This window comes from Enterobacter cloacae complex sp. ECL414 (genome assembly GCF_021869685.1).
GTDB lineage: Bacteria > Pseudomonadota > Gammaproteobacteria > Enterobacterales > Enterobacteriaceae > Enterobacter > Enterobacter kobei.
This window is the reverse complement of the sequence record NZ_CP091481.1, coordinates 3,472,300-3,494,321: the sequence shown is the minus strand read 5'-3', so window position 1 is coordinate 3,494,321 and position 22,022 is coordinate 3,472,300. Positions and strand designations below refer to the sequence as shown.

Genomic DNA, 22,022 nt, shown 5'->3' with positions numbered 1-22,022 from the left:
GCTTCCCATGTATGATTGAACCCATTCTTTGGGTTTTTTTTGTATATAGAAAGAGAATAAACGTGGCAAAAAACATTCAAGCCATCCGCGGCATGAACGATTACCTGCCTGGCGAAACCGCCATCTGGCAGCGCATTGAAGGCACACTGAAGCAGGTGCTCGGCAGCTACGGTTACAGCGAAATCCGTTTGCCGATTGTAGAGCAGACCCCGTTATTCAAACGCGCGATCGGCGAAGTGACCGATGTGGTTGAAAAAGAGATGTACACCTTTGAGGACCGCAACGGCGACAGCCTGACTCTGCGTCCGGAAGGGACGGCGGGCTGCGTACGCGCCGGCATCGAACATGGTCTTCTGTACAATCAGGAGCAGCGCCTGTGGTATATCGGCCCGATGTTCCGCCACGAACGTCCGCAGAAAGGTCGTTATCGTCAGTTCAACCAGCTGGGTGTGGAAGTGTTTGGCCTGCAGGGTCCGGACATCGACGCCGAACTGATTATGCTGACGGCCCGCTGGTGGCGCGCGCTCGGTATTGCTGAGCACGTTTCGCTGGAGTTGAACTCTATCGGTTCTCTGGAAGCGCGTGCGAACTATCGCGATGCGCTGGTTGCATTCCTGGAACAGCATAAAGACAAGCTGGACGAAGACTGCAAACGCCGCATGTACAGCAACCCGCTGCGCGTGCTGGATTCCAAAAACCCCGATGTGCAGGCGCTGCTGAATGATGCACCTGCACTGGGTGACTATCTGGACGACGAGTCTCGCGAACACTTTACCGGCCTGTGCAAGCTGCTTGAAGCGGCGGGCATTGCCTACACCGTGAACCAGCGTCTGGTGCGCGGCCTGGACTACTACAACCGCACCGTGTTTGAGTGGGTGACCACCAGCCTCGGTTCACAAGGCACCGTGTGTGCCGGCGGTCGTTATGACGGTCTGGTTGAGCAACTGGGTGGCCGTGCGGCACCTGCCGTTGGCTTCGCGATGGGCCTTGAGCGACTTGTTTTGTTAGTTCAGGCTGTTAATCCGGAATTTAAAGCAGATTCCGTTGTCGATATATACCTGGTGGCCTCAGGCGCGGAAACGCAGTCTGCGGCGATGCAGCTTGCCGAACGCGTGCGCGATGCGCTGCCGGGCGTTAAGCTGATGACCAATCATGGCGGCGGCAACTTCAAAAAACAGTTTGCTCGTGCCGATAAGTGGGGCGCAAGTATTGCACTGGTGCTGGGTGAGTCCGAAGTGGCTAACGGCGAAGTGGTAGTTAAAGACCTGCGCTCTGGTGAGCAAACAACGGTAACGCAGGACGGCGTTGCGGCGCATTTGCGCACTCTATTGGGCTAAGGAGAAAGACTGCGTGGAAATTTACGAGAACGAACACGATCAGGTCGACGCGATTAAACGCTTCTTTGTTGAGAACGGCAAAGCGCTGGTTGTTGGGGTGATTTTAGGTGTGGGCGCGCTGATTGGCTGGCGTTACTGGAACAATCATCAGGCGGATACCGCGCGCGGCGCGTCTCTGACCTATGAAAATACCGTGAGTGCGATCCGTGCCGATCAGCCACAAACGCTGGTTGCGGCAGAGAAATTTGCTGCTGACAACAAAAACACCTACGGCGCGCTGGCTGCGCTGGAAGTGGCTCAGCAGTACGTTGATAAGAACGAACTGGATAAAGCTGTTGCTCAGTTGACTCAGGGTCTTGCTGCTGCCAGCGATGAAAACCTGAAAGCAGTGATTAATCTGCGCCTGGCACGTATTCAGGTTCAGCAGAAAAAAGCTGACGATGCGCTGAAAACGCTCGATACCGTTAAAGGCGAAGGTTTTGCTGCCATCGTTGCCGATCTGCGCGGTGAAGCGCTGCTGAGCAAAGGTGACAAAGCGGGCGCGCGTAAAGCGTGGCAAGCTGGCGTGGATAGCAAAGCTTCACCTGCGCTGAGCGAAATGATGCAGATGAAAATAAATAATTTGTCCGTCTGAGAGGGACCCGATGCAATTGCGTAAATTACTTCTGCCAGGACTGCTTTCTGTTACGTTATTGAGTGGTTGTTCACTGTTCAGTGGCGAAGAAGACGTTGTAAAAATGTCCCCACTGCCGACGGTTGAAAACCAGTTTACCCCTTCTACCGCGTGGGATGTCTCCGTTGGTAATGGTATTGGTGACTTTTATTCCAACCTTCATCCTGCCTTTGCGGACAGCGTTGTTTATGCCGCCGATCGTAAAGGTACCGTGAAAGCGGTCAATGCTGATGACGGAAAAGAAGTCTGGTCTGTTAACCTGGCGGAAAAAGATGGCTGGTTCTCCCGTAAACCTGCACTGCTGTCTGGCGGCCTGACGGTTGCCGGTGGTCATGTTTACGTGGGTAGCGAAAAGGCGCAGGTTTATGCCCTGAACACCAGCGACGGCTCCATTGCCTGGCAAACCACCGTGGCCGGTGAATCCCTGTCTCGCCCGGTCGTGAGCGACGGCCTGGTGCTGATTCATACCAGTAACGGCCAGCTGCAGGCGCTGAACGAAGCGGACGGTCTGGTGAAATGGACCGTTAACCTTGACATGCCTGCGCTCTCTCTGCGCGGTGAATCCGCGCCTGCTACCGCATTCGGTGCAGCAATTGTAGGCGGTGATAACGGTCGCGTGAGTGCCGTGCTGATGCAGCAGGGTCAGATGATATGGCAGCAGCGTATCTCTCAGGCTACAGGCTCAACGGAAATTGACCGTCTGAGCGACGTCGACACAACGCCGGTCATCGTAGACGGTGTGGTTTACGCGCTGGCCTATAACGGTAACCTCACCGCGCTGGATCTGCGCAGCGGCCAGATCATGTGGAAACGTGAACTGGGTTCTGTAAATGATTTCATCGTGGACGGTAACCGTATCTATATGGTTGACCAGAACGACCGTCTGCTGGCACTGAGCACTGAAGGCGGCGTGACCCTGTGGACGCAAAGCGATCTGCTGCACCGTCTGCTGACCGCGCCAGCACTGTACAACGGTAGCCTGGTGGTAGGCGACAGCGAAGGGTATATGCACTGGATTGATCCGGATAACGGCCGCTTTGTTGCACAGCAAAAAGTCGACAGCTCTGGTTTCCTGACCGATCCGGTTGTGGCTGACGGCAAACTGCTGATTCAGGCAAAAGACGGTACGCTGTACGCGATCACGCGTTAATTACCCGGCGGTTGTAGTATACTAAACGGCTCCTGTTCACTCAGGAGCCGTTTTGACATTTTTAAAAACGCCGCGAATGCGACGTTTATTTGAATTTTATGAGGCTTCAAACATGGTACCTGTGGTCGCGCTTGTCGGGCGCCCTAACGTTGGAAAATCCACTCTTTTTAACCGTTTAACACGCACCCGTGATGCGCTGGTTGCGGATTTCCCGGGGCTGACGCGTGACCGTAAGTACGGTCGTGCAGAGGTGGAAGGACGCGAGTTCATCTGTATTGATACCGGTGGTATTGACGGTACAGAGGACGGCGTTGAAACCCGCATGGCGGAACAGTCATTGCTGGCGATTGAAGAAGCGGACGTGGTGCTGTTTATGGTGGATGCGCGCGCTGGCCTGATGCCGGCAGACTCCGCCATCGCCAAACACCTGCGCTCGCGTGAAAAGCCCACTTTCCTGGTGGCGAACAAAACTGACGGTATCGATGCCGATCAGGCCGTTGCGGACTTCTGGTCTTTAGGCCTGGGTGAAATCTATCCCATTGCGGCATCGCACGGGCGCGGCGTGACCAGCCTGCTGGAAACCGTTCTGCTGCCATGGGTTGATGAAGTTAACCCGCCGGAAGAGGTGGACGAAGACGCTGAATACTGGGCGCAGTTTGAAGAGGGCGTTGAGGGCGAAGAAGAGCCTGAAGATGACTTCAATCCGCAGGATCTGCCAATCAAGCTGGCTATCGTGGGGCGTCCAAACGTAGGTAAGTCTACACTTACTAACCGTATTCTGGGTGAAGAGCGCGTGGTCGTTTACGACATGCCTGGCACCACGCGCGACAGCATCTACATCCCGATGCAGCGCGATGAACGTGAGTATGTCCTCATTGACACCGCCGGGGTACGTAAGCGCGGGAAAATCACCGATGTGGTGGAAAAATTCTCCGTTATCAAAACCCTGCAGGCGATTGAAGATGCCAACGTCGTTATGCTGGTCATTGATGCGCGTGAAGGAATCTCCGATCAGGATCTCTCTCTGCTCGGCTTTATCCTCAATAGTGGGCGCTCACTGGTTATCGTGGTCAACAAATGGGATGGCCTGAGCAATGAAGTGCGCGAGCAGGTGAAAGAGACCCTCGACTTCCGTCTGGGCTTTATCGACTTTGCGCGCGTGCACTTTATTTCTGCCCTGCACGGCAGCGGCGTCGGTAACCTGTTCGAATCCGTGCGTGAAGCCTATGACAGCTCCACCCGCCGTCAGAGCACCGCCATGCTGACCCGCATCATGAATATGGCTGCGGAAGACCATCAGCCGCCGCTGGTACGCGGTCGCCGCGTGAAGCTGAAATATGCTCACGCCGGGGGTTATAACCCGCCAATCGTGGTGATCCACGGCAACCAGGTGAAAGACCTGCCGGATTCCTACAAGCGCTATCTGATGAACTACTTCCGTAAATCGCTGGACGTGATGGGCACGCCTATCCGCATCCAGTTCAAGGAAGGGGAAAACCCGTTCGCTAACAAGCGCAACACCCTGACGCCGAACCAGATGCGTAAGCGTAAGCGTTTGATTAAGCACATTAAGAAAAGCAAATAAGCTTTGCTGAACTCACAAAAGCCCGCGCATGTTGCGGGCTTTTTTTTGCCCAATCATACCGCCGGTTTTCTCTGTGTGATGTCAATCACTATTCACTTTTAACCATGTTTAAAACTAAGAAAGTAGACAATCGTCGAATTTTCGTCTTAAAGTCCCGGGCCCGGTACTAGACAAAACTAGTTTCTGGTTATCAAATGGTTAACTAACTTTTCGCCGCATGTAAAAAATCGGTCAGATACGTAACTGGCCGGCGTACTTGCTGGTGTTTACAAGCACGACACATACCTTTCGGGAGAATTATGCAATCCTCTGTTAATCAAAAAGAGAGCCGAACGTTCTTCGGCCATCCGTATCCGCTCGGTTCACTGTTTTTCACCGAGATGTGGGAGCGTTTCTCGTTTTACGGCATTCGTCCGTTACTGATCCTGTTTATGGCCGCCACCGTCTATGACGGCGGGATGGGCCTGGCCCGTGAAAACGCCTCGGCGATTGTCGGTATCTTTGCCGGGACCATGTACCTGGCCGCGCTGCCGGGGGGCTGGCTGGCGGATAACTGGCTTGGGCAGCAGAGAGCCGTCTGGTACGGTTCAATTCTGATTGCGCTCGGCCACCTGTCGATTGCGCTGTCGGCCATCATGGGTGACAACCTGTTCTTTATCGGCCTGATGTTCATCGTGCTCGGCTCTGGCCTGTTCAAGACCTGTATCTCGGTCATGGTGGGGACTCTGTATAAAAAAGGCGATGCGCGTCGTGACGGCGGTTTCTCGCTGTTCTATATGGGCATCAACATGGGCTCGTTCATTGCCCCGCTGATTTCCGGCTGGCTGATTAAAACCCACGGCTGGCACTGGGGCTTTGGTATTGGCGGCATCGGGATGCTGGTGGCGCTGATTATCTTCCGCGTGTTTGCGGTTCCGGCGATGAAACGCTACGACAGCGAAGTCGGTCTGGATTCCACCTGGAACAGTCCGGTGGTGAAGCGTAATGGCGTGGGCATCTGGCTGCTGGTGCTGGCGGCAGGTGTGGCAACGCTCGTGACGCTGATTGCGCAGGGCGTGATTGTGATTAACCCGGTCGCGGTAGCCAGCGTGCTGGTCTACGTGATTGCGGCGTCTGTTGCCCTCTACTTTATTTATCTGTTTGTTTTTGCTGGCCTGAACCGTAAAGAACGCGCCAGACTGCTGGTGTGCTTTATTCTGCTGGTCTCAGCGGCGTTCTTCTGGTCTGCGTTTGAGCAGAAGCCAACCTCGTTCAACCTGTTTGCCAACGACTACACTAACCGCATGATCGGTGATTTTGAAATCCCGGCGGTTTGGTTCCAGTCGATTAACGCGCTGTTCATCATCCTGCTGGCCCCGGTGTTCAGCTGGGCATGGCCGAAGCTCGCGACGAAGAACATCCGCCCGAGCAGTATCACCAAATTCGTGATCGGTATTCTGTGTGCGGCAGCGGGCTTTGGCCTGATGATGCTGGCGGCACAGAATGTACTGAGCAACGGTGGGGCGGGGGTGTCGCCGTTCTGGCTGGTGGGCAGTATCCTGATGCTGACGCTGGGTGAACTGTGCCTGAGCCCGATCGGTCTGGCGACCATGACCCTGCTGGCGCCGGAAAGAATGCGCGGCCAGATGATGGGTCTGTGGTTCTGCGCCAGTGCCTTGGGTAACCTGGCGGCCGGCCTGATCGGCGGTCACGTGAAGGCCGACCAGCTGGACATGCTGCCGGATCTCTTCGCCCGCTGCTCCATCGCGCTGTTGATTTGTGCCGCGGTGCTGATCGTCCTCATTGTTCCGGTGCGTCGTATGCTGGAAAATGCGCAAACGAAACCGGCAGCTAGCGCCTCATAAACCTCAGCGTGCCGGGGCTGGCGTTACGCCCCGGCACGTTATTCCCTGAGGTGAAAATATGCAGTTAGGATTTGTTGGTCTTGGTGCGGTAGTGGAGACAGCGTATCTGCCCGCATTGCGTAACCTGTATGGCCGCCCGGTTCGTTGTTTCGGGTTTGATGTTCTCCCGGCAAAGCACCCTGAAGGCGTGACGCGCTGCGCCTCGCTTGCGGAACTGCTTGCCACCCCGCTTGATACCCTCTTTATCACTACCGCATCGCTGCACCATCTTGAGGTGCTTGAGCAGGCGATCGCCTCACCGATCTCCCGGATTGTGATAGAAAAACCGATTGTCGCCACGCTTCCCCAAATAGATAAGCTTAATGCGCTGCTGGCCACGCCCGGTGCGGCATCCCGCGTGCTGGCGCTCGACCACTGGATGGCGCGCATCGAAACGGTGAAGCGCTCGCTGGTCGATCATTTTTCTGACGTCGTCAGAATTGAAGGCTTTTTGCAGGAGCCAAGCGGGTATAACGCTGTCGGCGAACCCATCGCGCTTAATTTCTCCACCGGTGAACCGGATACCAGAACGCTTCGTCACCCTGATGGCGTGATTCTGGATATCGGTACGCATGTGCTGGCGATGCTGCGTGAAACGATGTGCTTTCTGGGGGGCGATGAGGAGATGACGCTACAGGTCGTTGCCGCTAAAGACCGTCTGGGCCGCGCTATTGCAAAAGGAGACCTGACCACGGCAGAAGGTGAAGCGCATCTTCAGGGAAGCATCAGCGGCGTACCGGTGGACATCTGGCTTAACAAATACGCAGGACCTGCGGGCGGGCAAAAAGGCTTGCGTCTGCATCTGCGTGACGGGCGCACCATCAGTCATGACCGGCGCGGCGCGGAAGATGTGCTGGAGGTCATTGAGGGGGATGATATCCAGCGCTGGTCTCTCCCCGGCACAATCTACGAGCACTGTCTTGCGGGACATATTCTTGGCGATAAAAGTCTGTTTGAGCGGGATCCGCAGGAGGTGAGCCGTACCACGCGCCGTCGGATCGAGGAAGTTGCGCTGCTGCTGACCTTGCAGCAACAGTTGCGTGGTCCGCACTGAACGCAACGTGGTAAAATTACCCCAGACCTGGATGCTTTGAAGGAGTCACCATGACGATTACCTGCCCGGATTGCCAGGCAACGCTGGAGCCCCAGAATGGGGTGGCGCACTGCGAGAACTGTAACAAAGACATTGCGCTTGAAGCCCGTTGCCCGGAGTGCCATCAGCCGCTCCAGGTTTTAAAAGCCTGTGGCGCGGTGGATTATTTCTGCCAGAACGGCCACGGCTTAATCTCTAAAAAGCGCGTGGAGTTTATTCCGGCAGAACGTTAATCACACACGCAGCCTTCGCCTTTCTGCCACAGTTCGACCAGCGACTCGGGTGCTTCCTGCTCGGGCACCAGCACGATGATATCGGCATAATGTGCCTGATTCTGCCCGGTCCAGATAATCTGGATGCGGAAATAGCGCTGGTCACCGCTGCCGGGTGACGTGGCTTGCCCGGGCGGCTGGCCGCGTGGAAACGCCTGCTCCAGGATGCTCACCAGGCGCTGGCGCTGGGCTTCATTGAGCGAGGACAGCGCGATGGTGCGCTGACCGCTCAGCTTAGGAATAAAAGCGACGCCGCCTTCCCGGGCCAGCTCAACTACGGCGTCATCCGTCAGTTCCGGAACCTGCATTTACAGCACTCCCACCTGTTCCCAGGCTTGTTTTATGGCCGCTCCGACGTCGCTACCGGAGCGTTTCTCTCCGTGCGCGATCGTTAGTTTTGCAAAGGCCTCAAAATCTGCATCCTGCGCCAGATTGCGATCGCAAACTGTGTCGTACCAGGCATAACCCGCTTTTTCCCATGCGTGACCGCCGATCGCCGTCGCGGCCAGATAAAACGCCCGGTTGGGGATACCGGAGTTCAGATGCACGCCGCCGTTATCCTCGCGCGTTTTAATGAAATCTTTCATGTGCGCGGGCTGCGGATCTTTGCCGAGCAGCGGGTCATCGTAGGCGGTGCCGGGTTCAGACATCGAGCGCAGCCCTTTGCCGTTAATTCCTGCGGCCAGCAGCCCTTCACCAATCAGCCAGTCTGCTTTATCGGTGGTTTGCTTCAGATGATACTGTTTCACCAGCGAGCCAAACACGTCAGAGAGAGACTCGTTTAGCGCGCCCGACTGTTCAAAATAGATCAGTCCGGCCTCGGTCTCGGTTACGCCGTGGCTCAGCTCGTGCGCCACCACGTCAATGGCAATCGTGAAGCGATTAAATATTTCCCCGTCGCCGTCGCCAAATACCATCTGCTGACCATTCCAGAAGGCGTTCTGATATTCCCGGCCGTAGTGAACGGTCCCGGTCAAAATAAGCCCTTTATTATCGAGTGAATCGCGCTGATATTCTTTCCAGAAGAAATCATGGGTAATCCCTAAATACGCGTAGGCTTCATCGACCGCGACATCGCCATTCGACGGCTGACCCTCATAACGCACCTGGGTACCCGGCAGCTCCTGGGTTTGCTTCGCATCGTAAATATCGCGCTCAAGCTGACCGGCTTTATTCACGTGCGGGGCGGCGGGCTTGCCCGGCATATGGGCCATTAACGTCTGCACGTGGGTTAAGGTCTGACGGGCGCAGCGCTGCTGCGGCTCGGAACCCGTTTCGATAATACGACGCAGAATATAAGGGGGAATAACGCTATAAAGATGGGTCATGCAGCTCTCCTTATTAAAAAAGGGAATAGCTGCAGTATAGTAAGTAACCGGCGAAGAATTATCCGGTTTTGCGCTGACGCGTCTTTTTCACCGGTTTAATTGATTTCACTTCGCTTTCTACCCAGCCGTCAGACAGGCGGGTGGTCAGCACATCCCCGGCTTTGACCTGTTTGGTTTGTTTCAGCACTTTCCCGTCCGTCGCGGTGGTGACGCTATAGCCGCGCGCCAGCGTGGAGAGGGGGCTGACCGCTTCAAGATGGGTCACCGCATTGCCAAAACGTTCGCGGGTGGTACTCAGCCGGGCGCGGAGAGTCTCCGCCAGACGAAACTCCAGCTGCTGAATCCGCGTTTGTGCGCGGTAAATTTTCGGCTGCGGATTTTGCTGGTTAAGGCGCTGCGTCACGCGCTGCTGGCGCGAAACCGCGCGTTTCAGCTGAGTATCCAGCGCGATATTCATGCGCTGGCGCAGACGATCCAGCACCGTCTGCTGACGCGCCAGGCGCAGCTGCGGGTGCTGCTGCTGCAGACGATGATGAAGCTGGGTAAAGCGACGGGTACGGTTGGCGAGGAAGTAGTCCATCGCCATTTCAAGGCGCTGCTGGCCGTTCTGGATCTGACGCAGCAGCTCCAGCTGGTTACGACTCACCACTTCTGCCGCCGCGGAAGGCGTAGGCGCACGTAAATCCGCGACAAAATCGGCTATCGTCACGTCCGTTTCATGCCCGACGGCACTCACGACCGGGATAAGGCTGGCAAAGATTGCCCGCGCCACGCGCTCGTCGTTAAAGCTCCACAGGTCTTCCAGCGAGCCGCCACCGCGCCCGACGATGAGTACGTCACACTCGTGGCGCGCGTTGGCCAGCGCAATGGCGCGCACAATCTGGCCCGGCGCATCGTCGCCCTGCACGGCGGTCGGGTAGATGATGACAGGCAGGGAAGGGTCGCGACGCTTGAGGACGTGTAAAATATCATGCAGTGCCGCACCGGTTTTTGAGGTGATAACCCCAACGCAGTGGGCAGGAGAGGGCAGCGGTTTTTTAAACTGCTGGTCGAAAAGCCCCTCGGCAGAAAGCGTTGCTTTTAACTGCTCATACTTCTGCTGCAACAGCCCTTCGCCCGCAGGCTGCATGCTCTCGACGATAATTTGATAATCACCGCGCGGTTCATACAGGGTAATATTGGCGCGAACCAGAACCTGCTGGCCGTGCTGCGGACGAAACGTCACGCGGCGGTTGCTGTTGCGGAACATCGCGCAGCGCACCTGGGCGGTGTCGTCTTTTAAGGTAAAGTACCAGTGGCCGGAAGAGGGCTGCGTGAAGTTAGAGATTTCACCGCTGATCCAGACCTGCCCCATTTCCTGCTCAAGCAGCAAACGCACCGTCTGATTCAGGCGGCTGACGGTATAAATTGAGGGGGATTGAGAGGATAACATGTGAGCGGGATCAAATTCTAAATCAGCAAGTTATTCAGTCGATAGTAACCTGCTGAGAGGCAATCGCAAGCATTTTTTTTAAAAAAGTGTAGATGCAATCGGTTACGCTCTGTATAATGCCACGGCAATATTTAACCACCCAGGTCAGAGATATTGCCCATGCTACGTATCGCTAAAGAAGCACTGACGTTTGACGACGTCCTCCTCGTTCCCGCTCATTCCACCGTTCTGCCGAATACTGCCGACCTCAGCACGCAGTTGACGAAAACCATTCGTCTGAACATTCCTATGCTCTCCGCGGCAATGGACACCGTGACTGAAGCGCGCCTGGCTATCGCCCTGGCACAGGAAGGCGGCATTGGCTTTATCCATAAAAACATGTCTATCGAGCGTCAGGCGGAAGAAGTTCGCCGCGTGAAGAAACATGAATCCGGCATTGTGTCTGACCCTCAGACCGTTCTGCCAACCACCACCCTGCACGAAGTGAAAGCCCTGACCGAACGTAACGGCTTCGCCGGTTACCCGGTTGTGACCGAAGATAACGAGCTGGTTGGCATCATCACCGGCCGTGACGTGCGCTTCGTGACTGACCTGAACCAGCCTGTCAGCGTCTACATGACGCCAAAAGAGCGTCTGGTGACCGTTCGCGAAGGTGAAACCCGCGACGTAGTGCTGGCGAAAATGCACGAAAAACGCGTTGAGAAAGCGCTGGTTGTCGATGCGAACTTCCATCTGCGCGGCATGATCACCGTGAAAGATTTCCAGAAAGCAGAACGTAAACCTAACGCCTGTAAAGACGAGCATGGCCGTCTGCGCGTGGGTGCAGCGGTTGGTGCCGGTGCCGGTAACGAAGAGCGTGTTGATGCGCTGGTGGCTGCGGGCGTTGACGTCCTGCTGATCGACTCCTCTCACGGCCACTCCGAAGGCGTTCTGCAGCGTATTCGTGACACCCGTGCTAAGTACCCGGACCTGCAGATCATCGGCGGCAACGTGGCAACAGGCGCAGGCGCTCGTGCGCTGGCTGATGCCGGCTGCAGCGCGGTGAAAGTAGGTATCGGTCCAGGCTCTATCTGTACTACCCGTATCGTCACCGGCGTGGGCGTTCCGCAGATCACCGCTGTGTCTGACGCGGTTGAAGCGCTGGAAGGCACCGGTATTCCGGTTATCGCTGACGGCGGTATCCGCTTCTCTGGCGACATCGCGAAAGCCATCGCCGCGGGCGCTGCTGCCGTGATGGTGGGCTCCATGCTGGCCGGTACCGAAGAATCCCCGGGTGAAATCGAACTCTACCAGGGCCGTTCTTACAAATCCTATCGTGGGATGGGCTCCCTGGGCGCGATGTCCAAAGGTTCCTCTGACCGTTACTTCCAGACCGATAACGCCGCTGACAAACTGGTGCCGGAAGGTATCGAAGGCCGCGTTGCTTATAAAGGCCGTCTGAAAGAGATCATTCACCAGCAGATGGGCGGCCTGCGCTCCTGTATGGGTCTGACCGGCTGTGGTACCATTGACCTGCTGCGTACCAAAGCGGAATTCGTACGCATCAGCGGTGCGGGTATCCAGGAGAGCCACGTTCACGACGTGACGATCACCAAAGAGTCCCCGAACTATCGTCTGGGCTCCTGATTTTTCTTCGCCCGACCTCGTGTCGGGCGATTTATTTAATCTGTTTCACTTGCCTCGGAATTAGCGTCAATGACGGAAAACATTCATAAACATCGCATCCTCATCCTCGATTTTGGTTCTCAGTACACTCAGCTGGTGGCGCGTCGCGTACGTGAACTGGGCGTTTACTGCGAACTGTGGGCGTGGGATGTCACGGAAGCACAGATTCGCGAATTCAATCCAAGCGGCATCATCCTGTCCGGCGGCCCGGAAAGCACCACCGAAGAGAACAGCCCGCGCGCGCCGCAGTACGTGTTCGAAGCAGGCGTGCCGGTATTCGGCGTCTGCTACGGTATGCAGACCATGGCCATGCAGCTGGGCGGCCACGTAGAAGGCTCTAACGAGCGTGAGTTCGGCTATGCACAGGTAGAAGTCGTCACCGACAGCGCACTGGTACGTGGTATCGAAGACTCCCTGACCGCTGACGGCAAACCGCTGCTGGACGTGTGGATGAGCCACGGCGACAAGGTCACCGCTATCCCGTCTGACTTCGTGACCGTTGCCAGCACCGAAAGCTGCCCGTTCGCGATCATGGCGAACGAAGAAAAGCGCTTCTACGGCGTGCAGTTCCACCCGGAAGTGACCCACACCCGTCAGGGTATGCGCATGCTGGAGCGCTTCGTGCGCGACATCTGCCAGTGTGAAGCGCTGTGGACCCCGGCAAAAATCATCGACGACGCCGTGGAGCGTATCCGCCAGCAGGTTGGTGATGACAAAGTGATCCTCGGCCTCTCCGGCGGCGTCGACTCCTCCGTGACCGCGATGCTGCTGCACCGTGCCATCGGCAAAAACCTGACCTGCGTCTTCGTGGACAACGGTCTGCTGCGTCTGAACGAAGCCCAGCAGGTGATGGACATGTTCGGTGACCACTTCGGTCTGAACATCGTTCATGTGGAAGGCGAGCAGCGCTTCCTGGACGCGCTGAAAGGCGAGAACGATCCGGAAGCCAAGCGTAAAATCATCGGCCGCGTATTCGTGGAAGTGTTCGACGAAGAAGCGCTGAAGCTGGAAGACGTTAAATGGCTGGCACAGGGCACTATCTATCCTGACGTGATTGAATCAGCTGCTTCAGCAACCGGTAAAGCACACGTCATCAAATCTCACCACAACGTGGGCGGCCTGCCGAAAGAGATGAAGATGGGTCTGGTTGAACCGCTGCGCGAGCTGTTCAAAGATGAAGTACGCAAGATCGGTCTGGAACTGGGTCTGCCGTACGACATGCTCTACCGTCACCCGTTCCCGGGCCCGGGGCTCGGCGTGCGCGTACTGGGTGAAGTGAAGAAAGAGTACTGCGACCTGCTGCGTCGCGCAGACGCGATCTTCATCGAAGAGCTGCACAAAGCTGACCTTTACAACAAGGTAAGCCAGGCGTTCACCGTGTTCCTGCCGGTTCGCTCTGTCGGCGTGATGGGTGATGGCCGTAAGTACGACTGGGTTGTCTCCCTGCGTGCGGTGGAAACCATCGACTTCATGACCGCGCACTGGGCGCACCTGCCGTATGACTTCTTAGGCCGCGTGTCTAACCGCATCATCAACGAAGTGAACGGTATTTCCCGCGTGGTGTATGACATCAGCGGTAAGCCACCGGCTACGATTGAATGGGAATAAGCAGATAACTCTTCCTGTGTTTTCATGAACAGGTAAAAGTGAATTTAACCCTCTTTTTTACAGAGGGTTTTTTATTGTCACCTCAAACCACCTCATAGGGAGATAGTGTTTGATTTCCTTTGGGAGTTCTGCTCTTTGTAAAACGGCTCTCACTCTGTGCTATGCCTTGGCAAAGGGACTGAAGGGCGTATTCGCCCCTCAGTCCTGCTCCGCGGAGATGACTGTGCTATTATCCCGTAAATTGACCAGCTAAACATCTACACGACTGTAAAATTTCCTGTCAAAATTCAAAAATACGAAGTTTAGAACTAATTTCGTCATTTTTTAATATATTTTATAAAGCGTACATTTAAGTAAAGCTTTCTACAAAGCCTTTTAACTCTTTCAAAGAATATGGGGGAATTCGAGTATGTGCAATTCGATGACATGTTGGGCACAGCGAAATAAGGTCATCTAAAATTGTTTTTCTTTTTCCTAAACTGATTGGATTTATGTGGTGACAATCTATAATGTATTTATTGTTTACGAAGTATCGTTTCTCACATGACTGACAAGTGTAGTTATCCTTTTTCTTCCGTGCTTCAGCTAATTTTTTATCTCTTGCACTTGTCATTCGACTTGAGTCTTTTCTATATCCCTCTTCGGCTTCAGTTGAGTCGGGATCTAAATATCTAGGATTTACCTGTCCTTCGTTTTTCAAATATATCCTTTCGAAGCCCCCATTGCCTTTTCCAACAAAAGAAGTCCAGTTTGTATTTGTTTTTAAGGCTAATTTCAGATTTTTTATGTAGATTCGATAGCGCGGATATTGCTTTCCTTTTCTTTCGGTATACTCTTCAGCTTTTTTTTCGACAAATTCACCAATGTAGATATGATTAAGGGTGCTTGTTTGGTGAAAAACAATTACATAATCATCGACCCTGTCTTTTGATACAACCCAACAACCAGTAGATGATAATCCCTTATGATCGATGAAAAAGTTGTGCCCCTTGGTTTTGACAGCAACAGCTGTACAACCTTTAGGCAAAATATCTAAATATGAATCCATTTTAAACTCCATATGAATTGTTCTTTCTGCATATTTATTTCTGATTAGTATTCGATTGGGGATAATATCCCTCTGATCTCACGCTTGCTCATACAGTTTTTGTTTATCCCTCACTTCCCTTCACCCAACCGATAAGCCAGTGCCACCACCAGCGACTGCACCAGGCACAGCGTCGCCGACTGGGACCGAAACGCGTCCACCTGTGCCTCTTTCACTACAAAGCAAAGATCGCTGAACGTCGCCAGCGGGCTGATCTGGCTGTCCGTAATCACAATCTGCCGCGCGCCGACGCTGGCGGCGGTTTCGCTGACCATCACCGTCTCTTCCGCATACGGCGAGAAGCTGATCGATACCACAATGTCGCGCGCCTTAATGCGGCTGATCTGCTCGCGCAGCATCCCACCCATACCGTCGAGCAGAATAGGGCGACACTCCAGGTGGCTCAGGGCATAGGTGAGGTAGGCCGCGACGCTAAAGGAGCGGCGCAGACCGGCGATGTAGATGGTGTCGGCGTCGGCCAGCAGCTGTACCGCGCGCTCCAGCATTTCCGGTTCGGCGCGGGCGGCCAGCTGCTGTAGCGCCTGGGCGTTTGAACGGGCGAACTCCTGCAGGATATCGAGCGGGGTTTCGGGCACGGCCTCGCTCTCCATTTCGCGGAACAGCCGGGCACGGTCGCTGTAGCTGGCGGTCTCCTCCACCAGGTTCATGCGAAACAGCTGTTTCATTTCGTTGAAGCCGGTGAAGTCAAAGGCGTTGGCGAAGCGGATCAGCGTCGAGGGCGGCACGTCGGCGCGCTCGGCAATCACGGCAACCGTATCAAAGGCCACGCTGTTCGTATTATCCAGCACATAGCGGGAGACCTGCTGCAGCCTCTTGCTCAGGCTATCGTAGCGATCGCGGATTTGCTGCTGCAGTTCGTTCAGGCTGGTTGCTGTCGTCATGTTATCCCCCAAATACAGTCCTGTGATTCTAAACGCAAAACCGCGTCTTTTAAATGTCGGCCATCCATCTGGCAGCAAAAATGAAACAGAAGCTTCAGTCATTCCCACGCCCGAAATGCCTTAATAGCGCACGCTGCGTCAGTATTGTTGGCTGTTAACATAAAAATCCATCCTTGATCACAATAATCATCATTTATTTTATTTCAACTTAAAATGGAATATTTGTTTCATATATAGTGTTCGGTACACAGTGTTCAGGTAACAGTCACGTATCAACAGCGAGAGGTTAAGGATGGAGACGGTAGCGAATTTTATTCACGGCGAATGTGTCACCGGTTCAGGCCAGCGCGTTCAGGCGATCTTCAACCCGGCCACCGGCAAGCAGATCCGCCAGGTGGTGATGAGTACGGCACAGGAAACGGAGCAGGCAATTGCCGCCGCGCAGCAGGCGTTTCCTGCGTGGGCGCGTCATGCTCCGCTTAAGCGCGCGCGCGTGATGTTCCGCTTCAAGGCGCTGCTGGAAGAGAACATGGATCGCCTGGCCCGTCTCATCAGCGAAGAGCACGGCAAGGTCTTCTCCGACGCGGTGGGCGAACTCACCCGTGGTCTGGAAGTGGTGGAATTTGCCTGCGGTATCCCGCATCTGCAAAAAGGTGAGCACTCAGCCAACGTCGGCACCGGCGTTGACAGCCACTCGCTGATGAAGCCGCTCGGGGTCTGCGTTGGGATCACGCCGTTTAACTTCCCGGCGATGGTGCCGATGTGGATGTTCCCGATTGCGCTGGCGACCGGAAACACCTTCGTGCTGAAACCGTCAGAAAAAGATCCCTCCCTGGCGCTCGCGCTGGCGCAGCTGCTGAAAGAGGCCGGCCTGCCGGACGGCGTGTTCAACGTGGTGCAGGGTGACAAAGAGTCCGTTGACGTGCTCCTGACCGACCCGCGCGTGCAGGCGGTGAGCTTTGTCGGCTCCACGCCGATTGCCGAATACATTTACCAGACCGCGTCCGCCCACGGAAAGCGCTGTCAGGCACTGGGTGGCGCGAAAAACCACTGTATTCTCATGCCGGATGCCGACATGGAAATGGCCGCCAACGCCATTATGGGCGCAGGCTTCGGTGCGGCGGGGGAGCGCTGCATGGCGCTCTCGGTGGTGCTGGCGGTGGGGGATAAAACCGCCGATGACCTCTGCGCCCGGCTGGAAAAACAGATTGCCGCCCTGCGCGTCGGGCCGGGTCTGGACCAGACGCCGGAAAACGAAATGGGGCCGCTTATCTCTTCGGCGCACCGCAGCAAGGTGCTGGGCTATATCGACAGCGGGGAAGCGCAGGGCGCGACACTTCGCGTGGACGGTCGCAGCTTCAGCGTGCAGGGACACGAGCAGGGCTATTTCGTCGGGCCGACGCTGTTTGATAACGTCACTCCGGAGATGACCATCTATAAAGAAGAGATTTTCGGCCCGGTGCTTTCTGTGGTGCGCGTAGCAGATTACGCCAGCGCGGTGGACCTGATTAACCGCCATGAATATGGTAATGGTTCGGCAATCTTCACCCGTGACGGCGGCTGCGCGCGTCGCTTCTGCGAAGAGGTGCAGGCGGGCATGGTCGGGGTCAATGTGCCGATCCCGGTGCCGATGGCATTCCACAGTTTCGGTGGCTGGAAGCGCTCTATCTTTGGTGCGCTCAACGTCCACGGCAACGACGGTGTGCGTTTCTACACCCGAATGAAAACCATCACCGCACGCTGGCCGGAAATGCAGCAGGAGACAGGCGCTGCGTTCTCCATGCCAACGCTGGGCTGACAGGAGGCGTTATGCAAACCGAACGTATGACTATGGCCCAGGCGCTGGTCCGATTCCTTAATCAACAATACGTCAGCGTGGATGGCGACGAAATGCCCTTCGTGGAGGGCGTGGCGACTATTTTCGGGCACGGTAACGTACTCGGCATCGGCCAGGCGCTGGAACAAGATCCGGGCCATTTGCAGGTGATGCAGGGCTGCAACGAGCAGGGCATTGCCCATATGGCGACGGGATTCGCCAAACAGCACCGCCGTCAGCGCATTTTCGCCGTCACCTCCTCCGTCGGGCCGGGCGCCGCCAATATGGTGACCGCGGCGGCAACCGCTACGGCGAACCGCATTCCGCTGTTATTGCTGCCGGGCGATATCTACGCCAGCCGCCAGCCGGACCCGGTGCTGCAGCAGATCGAGCAGTATCACGATCTCAGCATCAGCACCAACGACTGCTTTCGTCCGGTCTCTCGCTACTGGGACCGTATCAACCGTCCCGAGCAGCTGATGAGCGCCATGCTAAGCGCGATGCGAACGCTTACTGACCCCGCCAATACCGGGGCGGTGACCCTCTGCCTGCCGCAGGACGTGCAGGGGGAAGCCTGGGATTATCCCCTGAGCTTCTTCGCGCGCCGCGTGCACCACATCGAACGTCGTCCGCCTGACCCGCAGCGTCTGGCGCAGGCGCGGGCGCTGATCGCCCGCAAGCGTCGTCCGCTGGTGGTGTGCGGCGGCGGCGTGCGCTATTCCGGCGCGCATGAGGCGTTTCGCGAATTTGTCGAGACGCTGCAGCTGCCGTTTGCCGAAACCCAGGCCGGGAAGGGGGCGCTGGTAAGTGACCACCCACTTAACCTGGGTGGCGTTGGGGTGACGGGGGGACTGGCGGCCAACCAGCTCGCGCCCCAGGCGGATTTAGTGATTGGCATCGGCACGCGCCTCACGGACTTTACCACCGGCTCCAAGGCGCTCTTTTCCCATCCGGACGTCGAATTTCTGCTGCTGAACGTGGCGGAGTTCGACGCCCTGAAGCTGGACGCCACCGCACTGATCGCCGATGCCCAAACCGGGCTTCAGGCTTTAACCCACGCGCTCAGGGATTATCGCAGTAGCTGGGGAGACGCGATCGCCGAGGCGAAATCCGCGTGGCGCGACGAGTGCCGTCGCCTGTGGGATCGCCAGTGGCATCCTGCTGATGCGCCCGAAGTGGCGGGGCACCTGGATAGCCAGCTGGTGGAATACGGCGAAACGCTCAACACTCGCCTGACCCAGACGCGGGTGCTGGGGCTGATCAACCAGCATATTGAAGATAACGCCATCGTGGTGGGGGCGGCCGGATCGCTGCCGGGCGATTTACAGCGGCTCTGGCAGGTGAAAACGCCGGATAGCTATCACCTGGAATACGGATACTCCTGCATGGGCTACGAGATTGCGGCGGCCATCGGTGCGAAGCTCGCCAGACCCGACCAGCCGGTGTACGCCATGGTGGGGGATGGCTCGTACATGATGCTGCACTCCGAGCTGCAAACCGCGGTGCAGGAGGGGATTAAGGTCACCGTTCTGCTGTTTGATAACGCCAGCTTTGGCTGCATTAACAATCTGCAGATGGGGCACGGCATGGGGAGCTTTGGCACCGAAAACCGCCATCGCAACCCGGAAACCGGACGGCTGGACGGGCCGCTGGTGAAGGTCGATTTTGCCCAAAACGCGGAAAGCTACGGCTGCCGCGCGTGGCGGGTGAACGATGAGCAAAGCCTGCTGGCGGCGCTGGAGGCGTCACGCGCGCATCCGGGCCCGACGCTGCTGGACATCAAGGTGCTCCCGAAGACCATGACCCATGACTACGCCTCGTGGTGGCGAACCGGCGACGCGCAGGTGGCGGCGTCTTCTGCCGTGCGTGAAGCCGCTCTGCAAACGCAGGCGCAGGTGAAAAAAGCCCGCCAGTATTAAGTTTTCCCGCCGTAACGAAATTTTCATTTCATTTTTTTGTTTCCCCTCACCCTAACCCTCTCCCTCAGGGAGAGGGGACGAATCGGTGCGGTTTTTACTCCCTCTCCCTGAGGGAGAGGGCTGGGGTGAGGGGGAAATGGCTGTTCTCCTATGTTGTGAGATTGATAACAAAATTTATCTCATTCATCTCAAAAGTGTTAACCCGCACTCAAAAACATAATTTTCACTATTTATAAAAATGAAATAAATGTTTTATTTATAGGGTCGTTAGTTCACAGCATTCACCAACACCGGGAGCCGTTATGTTTAACATTGCTTTACTGGGCGCTGGCCGAATTGGCCAGGTACATGCAGCTAACATCGCCAGCCACGGCGCGACCACGCTCTGGTCCGTGGTTGACCCGAATCAAGAATTTGCCACCCGTCTCGCCACGCAGTATCAGGCCCGTCAGCAGAGCCTGGATGAAGCGATGACCGACCCTAACGTTCACGCCGTGCTGATTGCATCCGCGACCGACACCCATGCCGATCTGATTGAAATGGCCGCCCGCCATGGCAAAGCCATCTTTTGCGAAAAGCCGGTACACCTCGACCTTGCCCGCGTGCGCGACTGCCTGAAAGTGGTCAAAGAGTACGACGTGCCGCTGTTTATCGGCTTTAACCGCCGCTTTGACCCGCAGTTCCGCCGGGTGAAAACCGACGCCCAGGCCGGGCGCATCGGCAAGCCGGAATCGCTGCTGATTATCTCCCGCGACCCGTCTCCGCCGCCTGCAGAGTACGTGCGTGTCTCCGGCGGCATGTTCCGCGATATGACCATTCACGACTTTGATATGGCGCGCTTCATCATGGGCGAAGAGCCGGTGTCGGTCTATGCCCAGGGCAGTAACCTGGTCGATCCGGCGATTGGCGAGGCGGGGGATATCGACACCGCATTTATCGTTCTGAAATATGCCTCCGGCGCGATGGCGACCATCGTCAACAGCCGCCGCTCATCTTACGGATACGACCAGCGCCTGGAGCTGCACGGCTCCGAAGGGCTGCTGTGCGCGGGCAATATTCTGGAAAACCAGGTGCAGCACTACGGCAAACAGGGCTGCACCAGCGCGCTGCCGGAACACTTCTTCCTGCAGCGCTACAAATCCGCTTACGCCGCGGAATGGGAACACTTTGTTGCGGTCCTGCGCGGCGAAGCGGTGCCTGACTGCAGCGGTGATGATGGTGAACGTGCGCTGTACCTCGCGGATAAAGCGCTGGAGTCGCTGCGTAGCCAGCGCGAGATCGTCCTCTAAACACAACCACCCTACACAGAGAGACATAATAATGAAAAAACTGATCGTAGCCGCCCTCATCGCCATGACGTCCGGGGCTGCCCTCGCCGAAAACGAGCAAATTGTTTTCAGTACGCCAAACCTGGCCATGCCGTTTGAAGTACACATGCAGCGCACGGCGGTGAAAGCCGCAAAAGAGATGGGCGTGAAGCTTCAGGTGCTGGACGGGCAGGGCAGTTCACCGAAACAGGTGGCTGACCTGGAAAATGCCATCACCCGTGGGGCGCAGGGCTTTATCGTCTCCCCGAATGACGTAAACGCCGTCTCCAGCGCGGTAGATGAAATTCAGGATGCGAAGCTGCCGGTGGTGACCCTTGACCGCTCCGTCGACAGCCAGAAAAAAGTGCCGCACTTCGGGGCTAACAACTACAAAGGCGGCCAGGCGATTGGCGACTTCGTGAAAACCAAATTCCCCGACGGGGCGGAGATTATTCTGCTGACCGGTCAGCCGGGCTCCTCCTCCAATATTGAACGCACCAAAGGGATCCGCGACAGCCTGAAGGCGGGTGGGGATAAGTACAAGATCGTCGCCGATCAGACCGGAAACTGGATGCGTTCGGAAGGGATGCGCATCGTGGAAAGCGTTCTGCCTTCTCTGCCGAAGCGCCCGCAGGTGATCCTCTCCGCTAACGACGATATGGCGCTGGGCGCGATTGAAGCGCTGCAGAGCCAGGGCGTGAAGCCGGGCGAAATTCTGGTCACCGGTTTTGATGCGGTACCGGAAGCGCTGGCCCGCGTGCGCGACGGCTGGCTGGCGGTAACGGCGGATCAGCGTCCGGGCTTTGCGGTGCAGACGGCGATGAGCCAGCTGGTGGCCAACGTGCGCGAGAAGAAAGCCATCACCGGGGCCGACTACCCGCCGACGCTGATCACCAAAGAGAATCTGCAGCAGGCAGAACGTATCGGTGAGGCCGGTAACTGACGTATCCGCAGCCGCCGCGCGA

18 protein-coding genes are annotated in these 22,022 nt (G+C 56.5%); 13 read left to right on the top strand and 5 right to left on the bottom strand.

The genetic code is table 11. The features are described 5' to 3' along the window. Positions 1-62 precede the first annotated feature (62 nt). The 7 genes from hisS to L3068_RS16675 all read left to right on the top strand — a co-directional run bounded on the left by hisS (position 63) and on the right by L3068_RS16675 (position 7,954). Complete coding sequence (gene hisS, locus L3068_RS16705) at positions 63-1,337, top strand: histidine--tRNA ligase (protein WP_023337625.1); 1,275 nt, start codon at positions 63-65, stop codon at positions 1,335-1,337. A 13-nt stretch (positions 1,338-1,350) separates the two neighbouring features. Beyond that, positions 1,351-1,971, top strand: a complete 621-nt coding sequence (locus L3068_RS16700) for a YfgM family protein (RefSeq protein ID WP_014884808.1) — start codon at positions 1,351-1,353, stop codon at positions 1,969-1,971. Positions 1,972-1,981: 10 nt separating this feature from the next. After that, positions 1,982-3,160, top strand: coding sequence for an outer membrane protein assembly factor BamB (gene bamB, locus L3068_RS16695; protein ID WP_014884807.1), 1,179 nt, complete (start codon positions 1,982-1,984; stop codon positions 3,158-3,160). Between the two features lie 112 nt (positions 3,161-3,272). Beyond that, a complete protein-coding gene (der, locus tag L3068_RS16690; protein WP_014884806.1) occupies positions 3,273-4,745 on the top strand; it encodes a ribosome biogenesis GTPase Der in 1,473 nt (490 codons plus the stop codon). Between the two features lie 299 nt (positions 4,746-5,044). Continuing rightward, a complete protein-coding gene (locus L3068_RS16685; RefSeq protein WP_023331072.1) occupies positions 5,045-6,589 on the top strand; it encodes a peptide MFS transporter in 1,545 nt (514 codons plus the stop codon). 58 nt (positions 6,590-6,647) lie between these two features. Further along, positions 6,648-7,682 (top strand): Gfo/Idh/MocA family oxidoreductase, encoded by a 1,035-nt coding sequence (locus L3068_RS16680; protein ID WP_047026867.1) that lies wholly within the window; start codon positions 6,648-6,650, stop codon positions 7,680-7,682. Between the two features lie 50 nt (positions 7,683-7,732). Next, positions 7,733-7,954, top strand: coding sequence for a zinc ribbon domain-containing protein (locus L3068_RS16675; RefSeq protein WP_014884803.1), 222 nt, complete (start codon positions 7,733-7,735; stop codon positions 7,952-7,954). On the opposite strand, the gene L3068_RS16670 is transcribed toward L3068_RS16675, so the two are convergent. Genes L3068_RS16670 through xseA form a run of 3 tightly spaced genes read right to left on the bottom strand, consistent with a single transcriptional unit; the run spans position 7,951 to position 10,753 of the window. Beyond that, complete coding sequence (locus tag L3068_RS16670) at positions 7,951-8,301, bottom strand: protealysin inhibitor emfourin (RefSeq protein WP_014884802.1); 351 nt, start codon at positions 8,299-8,301, stop codon at positions 7,951-7,953. The two genes, L3068_RS16675 and L3068_RS16670, sit on opposite strands and share 4 nt — an antisense overlap. Continuing rightward, the gene (locus L3068_RS16665; protein WP_117580729.1) at positions 8,302-9,321 is read right to left on the bottom strand and encodes a M4 family metallopeptidase; all 1,020 of its coding nucleotides are present in this window, start codon (positions 9,319-9,321) and stop codon (positions 8,302-8,304) included. Between the two features lie 58 nt (positions 9,322-9,379). After that, positions 9,380-10,753: an exodeoxyribonuclease VII large subunit gene (xseA, locus tag L3068_RS16660; protein WP_063862013.1), complete on the bottom strand. Its 1,374-nt coding sequence runs from the start codon at positions 10,751-10,753 to the stop codon at positions 9,380-9,382. Between the two features lie 159 nt (positions 10,754-10,912). Between xseA and guaB the strand changes: the two genes are divergently transcribed. Together guaB and guaA are read left to right on the top strand one after the other, a co-directional pair. After that, a complete protein-coding gene (gene guaB, locus L3068_RS16655) occupies positions 10,913-12,379 on the top strand; it encodes an IMP dehydrogenase (protein ID WP_014884799.1) in 1,467 nt (488 codons plus the stop codon). Positions 12,380-12,448: 69 nt separating this feature from the next. Continuing rightward, positions 12,449-14,026 (top strand): glutamine-hydrolyzing GMP synthase, encoded by a 1,578-nt coding sequence (gene guaA / locus L3068_RS16650; protein WP_006811514.1) that lies wholly within the window; start codon positions 12,449-12,451, stop codon positions 14,024-14,026. A 349-nt stretch (positions 14,027-14,375) separates the two neighbouring features. Here guaA and L3068_RS16645 read toward each other — a convergent pair whose 3' ends face one another. Both L3068_RS16645 and L3068_RS16640 read right to left on the bottom strand, forming a co-directional pair. After that, positions 14,376-15,074 (bottom strand): HNH endonuclease, encoded by a 699-nt coding sequence (locus L3068_RS16645; RefSeq protein WP_099458936.1) that lies wholly within the window; start codon positions 15,072-15,074, stop codon positions 14,376-14,378. Positions 15,075-15,184: 110 nt separating this feature from the next. After that, a complete protein-coding gene (locus L3068_RS16640) occupies positions 15,185-16,015 on the bottom strand; it encodes a MurR/RpiR family transcriptional regulator (RefSeq protein ID WP_008502123.1) in 831 nt (276 codons plus the stop codon). 292 nt (positions 16,016-16,307) lie between these two features. Between L3068_RS16640 and L3068_RS16635 the strand changes: the two genes are divergently transcribed. From L3068_RS16635 to L3068_RS16620, 4 genes are all read left to right on the top strand, one after another. Then, positions 16,308-17,813, top strand: a complete 1,506-nt coding sequence (locus L3068_RS16635) for a CoA-acylating methylmalonate-semialdehyde dehydrogenase (RefSeq protein ID WP_117580731.1) — start codon at positions 16,308-16,310, stop codon at positions 17,811-17,813. Between the two features lie 11 nt (positions 17,814-17,824). After that, a complete protein-coding gene (iolD, locus tag L3068_RS16630; protein ID WP_117580733.1) occupies positions 17,825-19,750 on the top strand; it encodes a 3D-(3,5/4)-trihydroxycyclohexane-1,2-dione acylhydrolase (decyclizing) in 1,926 nt (641 codons plus the stop codon). Positions 19,751-20,052: 302 nt separating this feature from the next. Further along, entirely contained in the window at positions 20,053-21,039 is a 987-nt protein-coding gene (gene iolG, locus L3068_RS16625; RefSeq protein WP_023294280.1) for an inositol 2-dehydrogenase, read from the top strand. Positions 21,040-21,070: 31 nt separating this feature from the next. Then, positions 21,071-22,000, top strand: coding sequence for a sugar ABC transporter substrate-binding protein (locus tag L3068_RS16620; RefSeq protein ID WP_008502118.1), 930 nt, complete (start codon positions 21,071-21,073; stop codon positions 21,998-22,000). Positions 22,001-22,022 lie beyond the last annotated feature (22 nt).

Excerpts from the sequence above, each read along its gene's own strand:
- bamB (WP_014884807.1), top strand. The coding sequence starts at position 1,982 with ATGCAATTGCGTAAATTACTTCTGCCAGGACTGCTTTCTGTTACGTTA.
- der (WP_014884806.1), top strand. The coding sequence starts at position 3,273 with ATGGTACCTGTGGTCGCGCTTGTCGGGCGCCCTAACGTTGGAAAATCC.
- L3068_RS16685 (WP_023331072.1), top strand. The coding sequence starts at position 5,045 with ATGCAATCCTCTGTTAATCAAAAAGAGAGCCGAACGTTCTTCGGCCAT.
- L3068_RS16680 (WP_047026867.1), top strand. The coding sequence starts at position 6,648 with ATGCAGTTAGGATTTGTTGGTCTTGGTGCGGTAGTGGAGACAGCGTAT.
- L3068_RS16675 (WP_014884803.1), top strand. The coding sequence starts at position 7,733 with ATGACGATTACCTGCCCGGATTGCCAGGCAACGCTGGAGCCCCAGAAT.
- L3068_RS16670 (WP_014884802.1), bottom strand. The coding sequence starts at position 8,301 with ATGCAGGTTCCGGAACTGACGGATGACGCCGTAGTTGAGCTGGCCCGG.
- L3068_RS16665 (WP_117580729.1), bottom strand. The coding sequence starts at position 9,321 with ATGACCCATCTTTATAGCGTTATTCCCCCTTATATTCTGCGTCGTATT.
- xseA (WP_063862013.1), bottom strand. The coding sequence starts at position 10,753 with ATGTTATCCTCTCAATCCCCCTCAATTTATACCGTCAGCCGCCTGAAT.
- guaB (WP_014884799.1), top strand. The coding sequence starts at position 10,913 with ATGCTACGTATCGCTAAAGAAGCACTGACGTTTGACGACGTCCTCCTC.
- guaA (WP_006811514.1), top strand. The coding sequence starts at position 12,449 with ATGACGGAAAACATTCATAAACATCGCATCCTCATCCTCGATTTTGGT.
- L3068_RS16645 (WP_099458936.1), bottom strand. The coding sequence starts at position 15,074 with ATGGATTCATATTTAGATATTTTGCCTAAAGGTTGTACAGCTGTTGCT.
- L3068_RS16640 (WP_008502123.1), bottom strand. The coding sequence starts at position 16,015 with ATGACGACAGCAACCAGCCTGAACGAACTGCAGCAGCAAATCCGCGAT.
- L3068_RS16635 (WP_117580731.1), top strand. The coding sequence starts at position 16,308 with ATGGAGACGGTAGCGAATTTTATTCACGGCGAATGTGTCACCGGTTCA.
- iolD (WP_117580733.1), top strand. The coding sequence starts at position 17,825 with ATGCAAACCGAACGTATGACTATGGCCCAGGCGCTGGTCCGATTCCTT.
- iolG (WP_023294280.1), top strand. The coding sequence starts at position 20,053 with ATGTTTAACATTGCTTTACTGGGCGCTGGCCGAATTGGCCAGGTACAT.
- L3068_RS16620 (WP_008502118.1), top strand. The coding sequence starts at position 21,071 with ATGAAAAAACTGATCGTAGCCGCCCTCATCGCCATGACGTCCGGGGCT.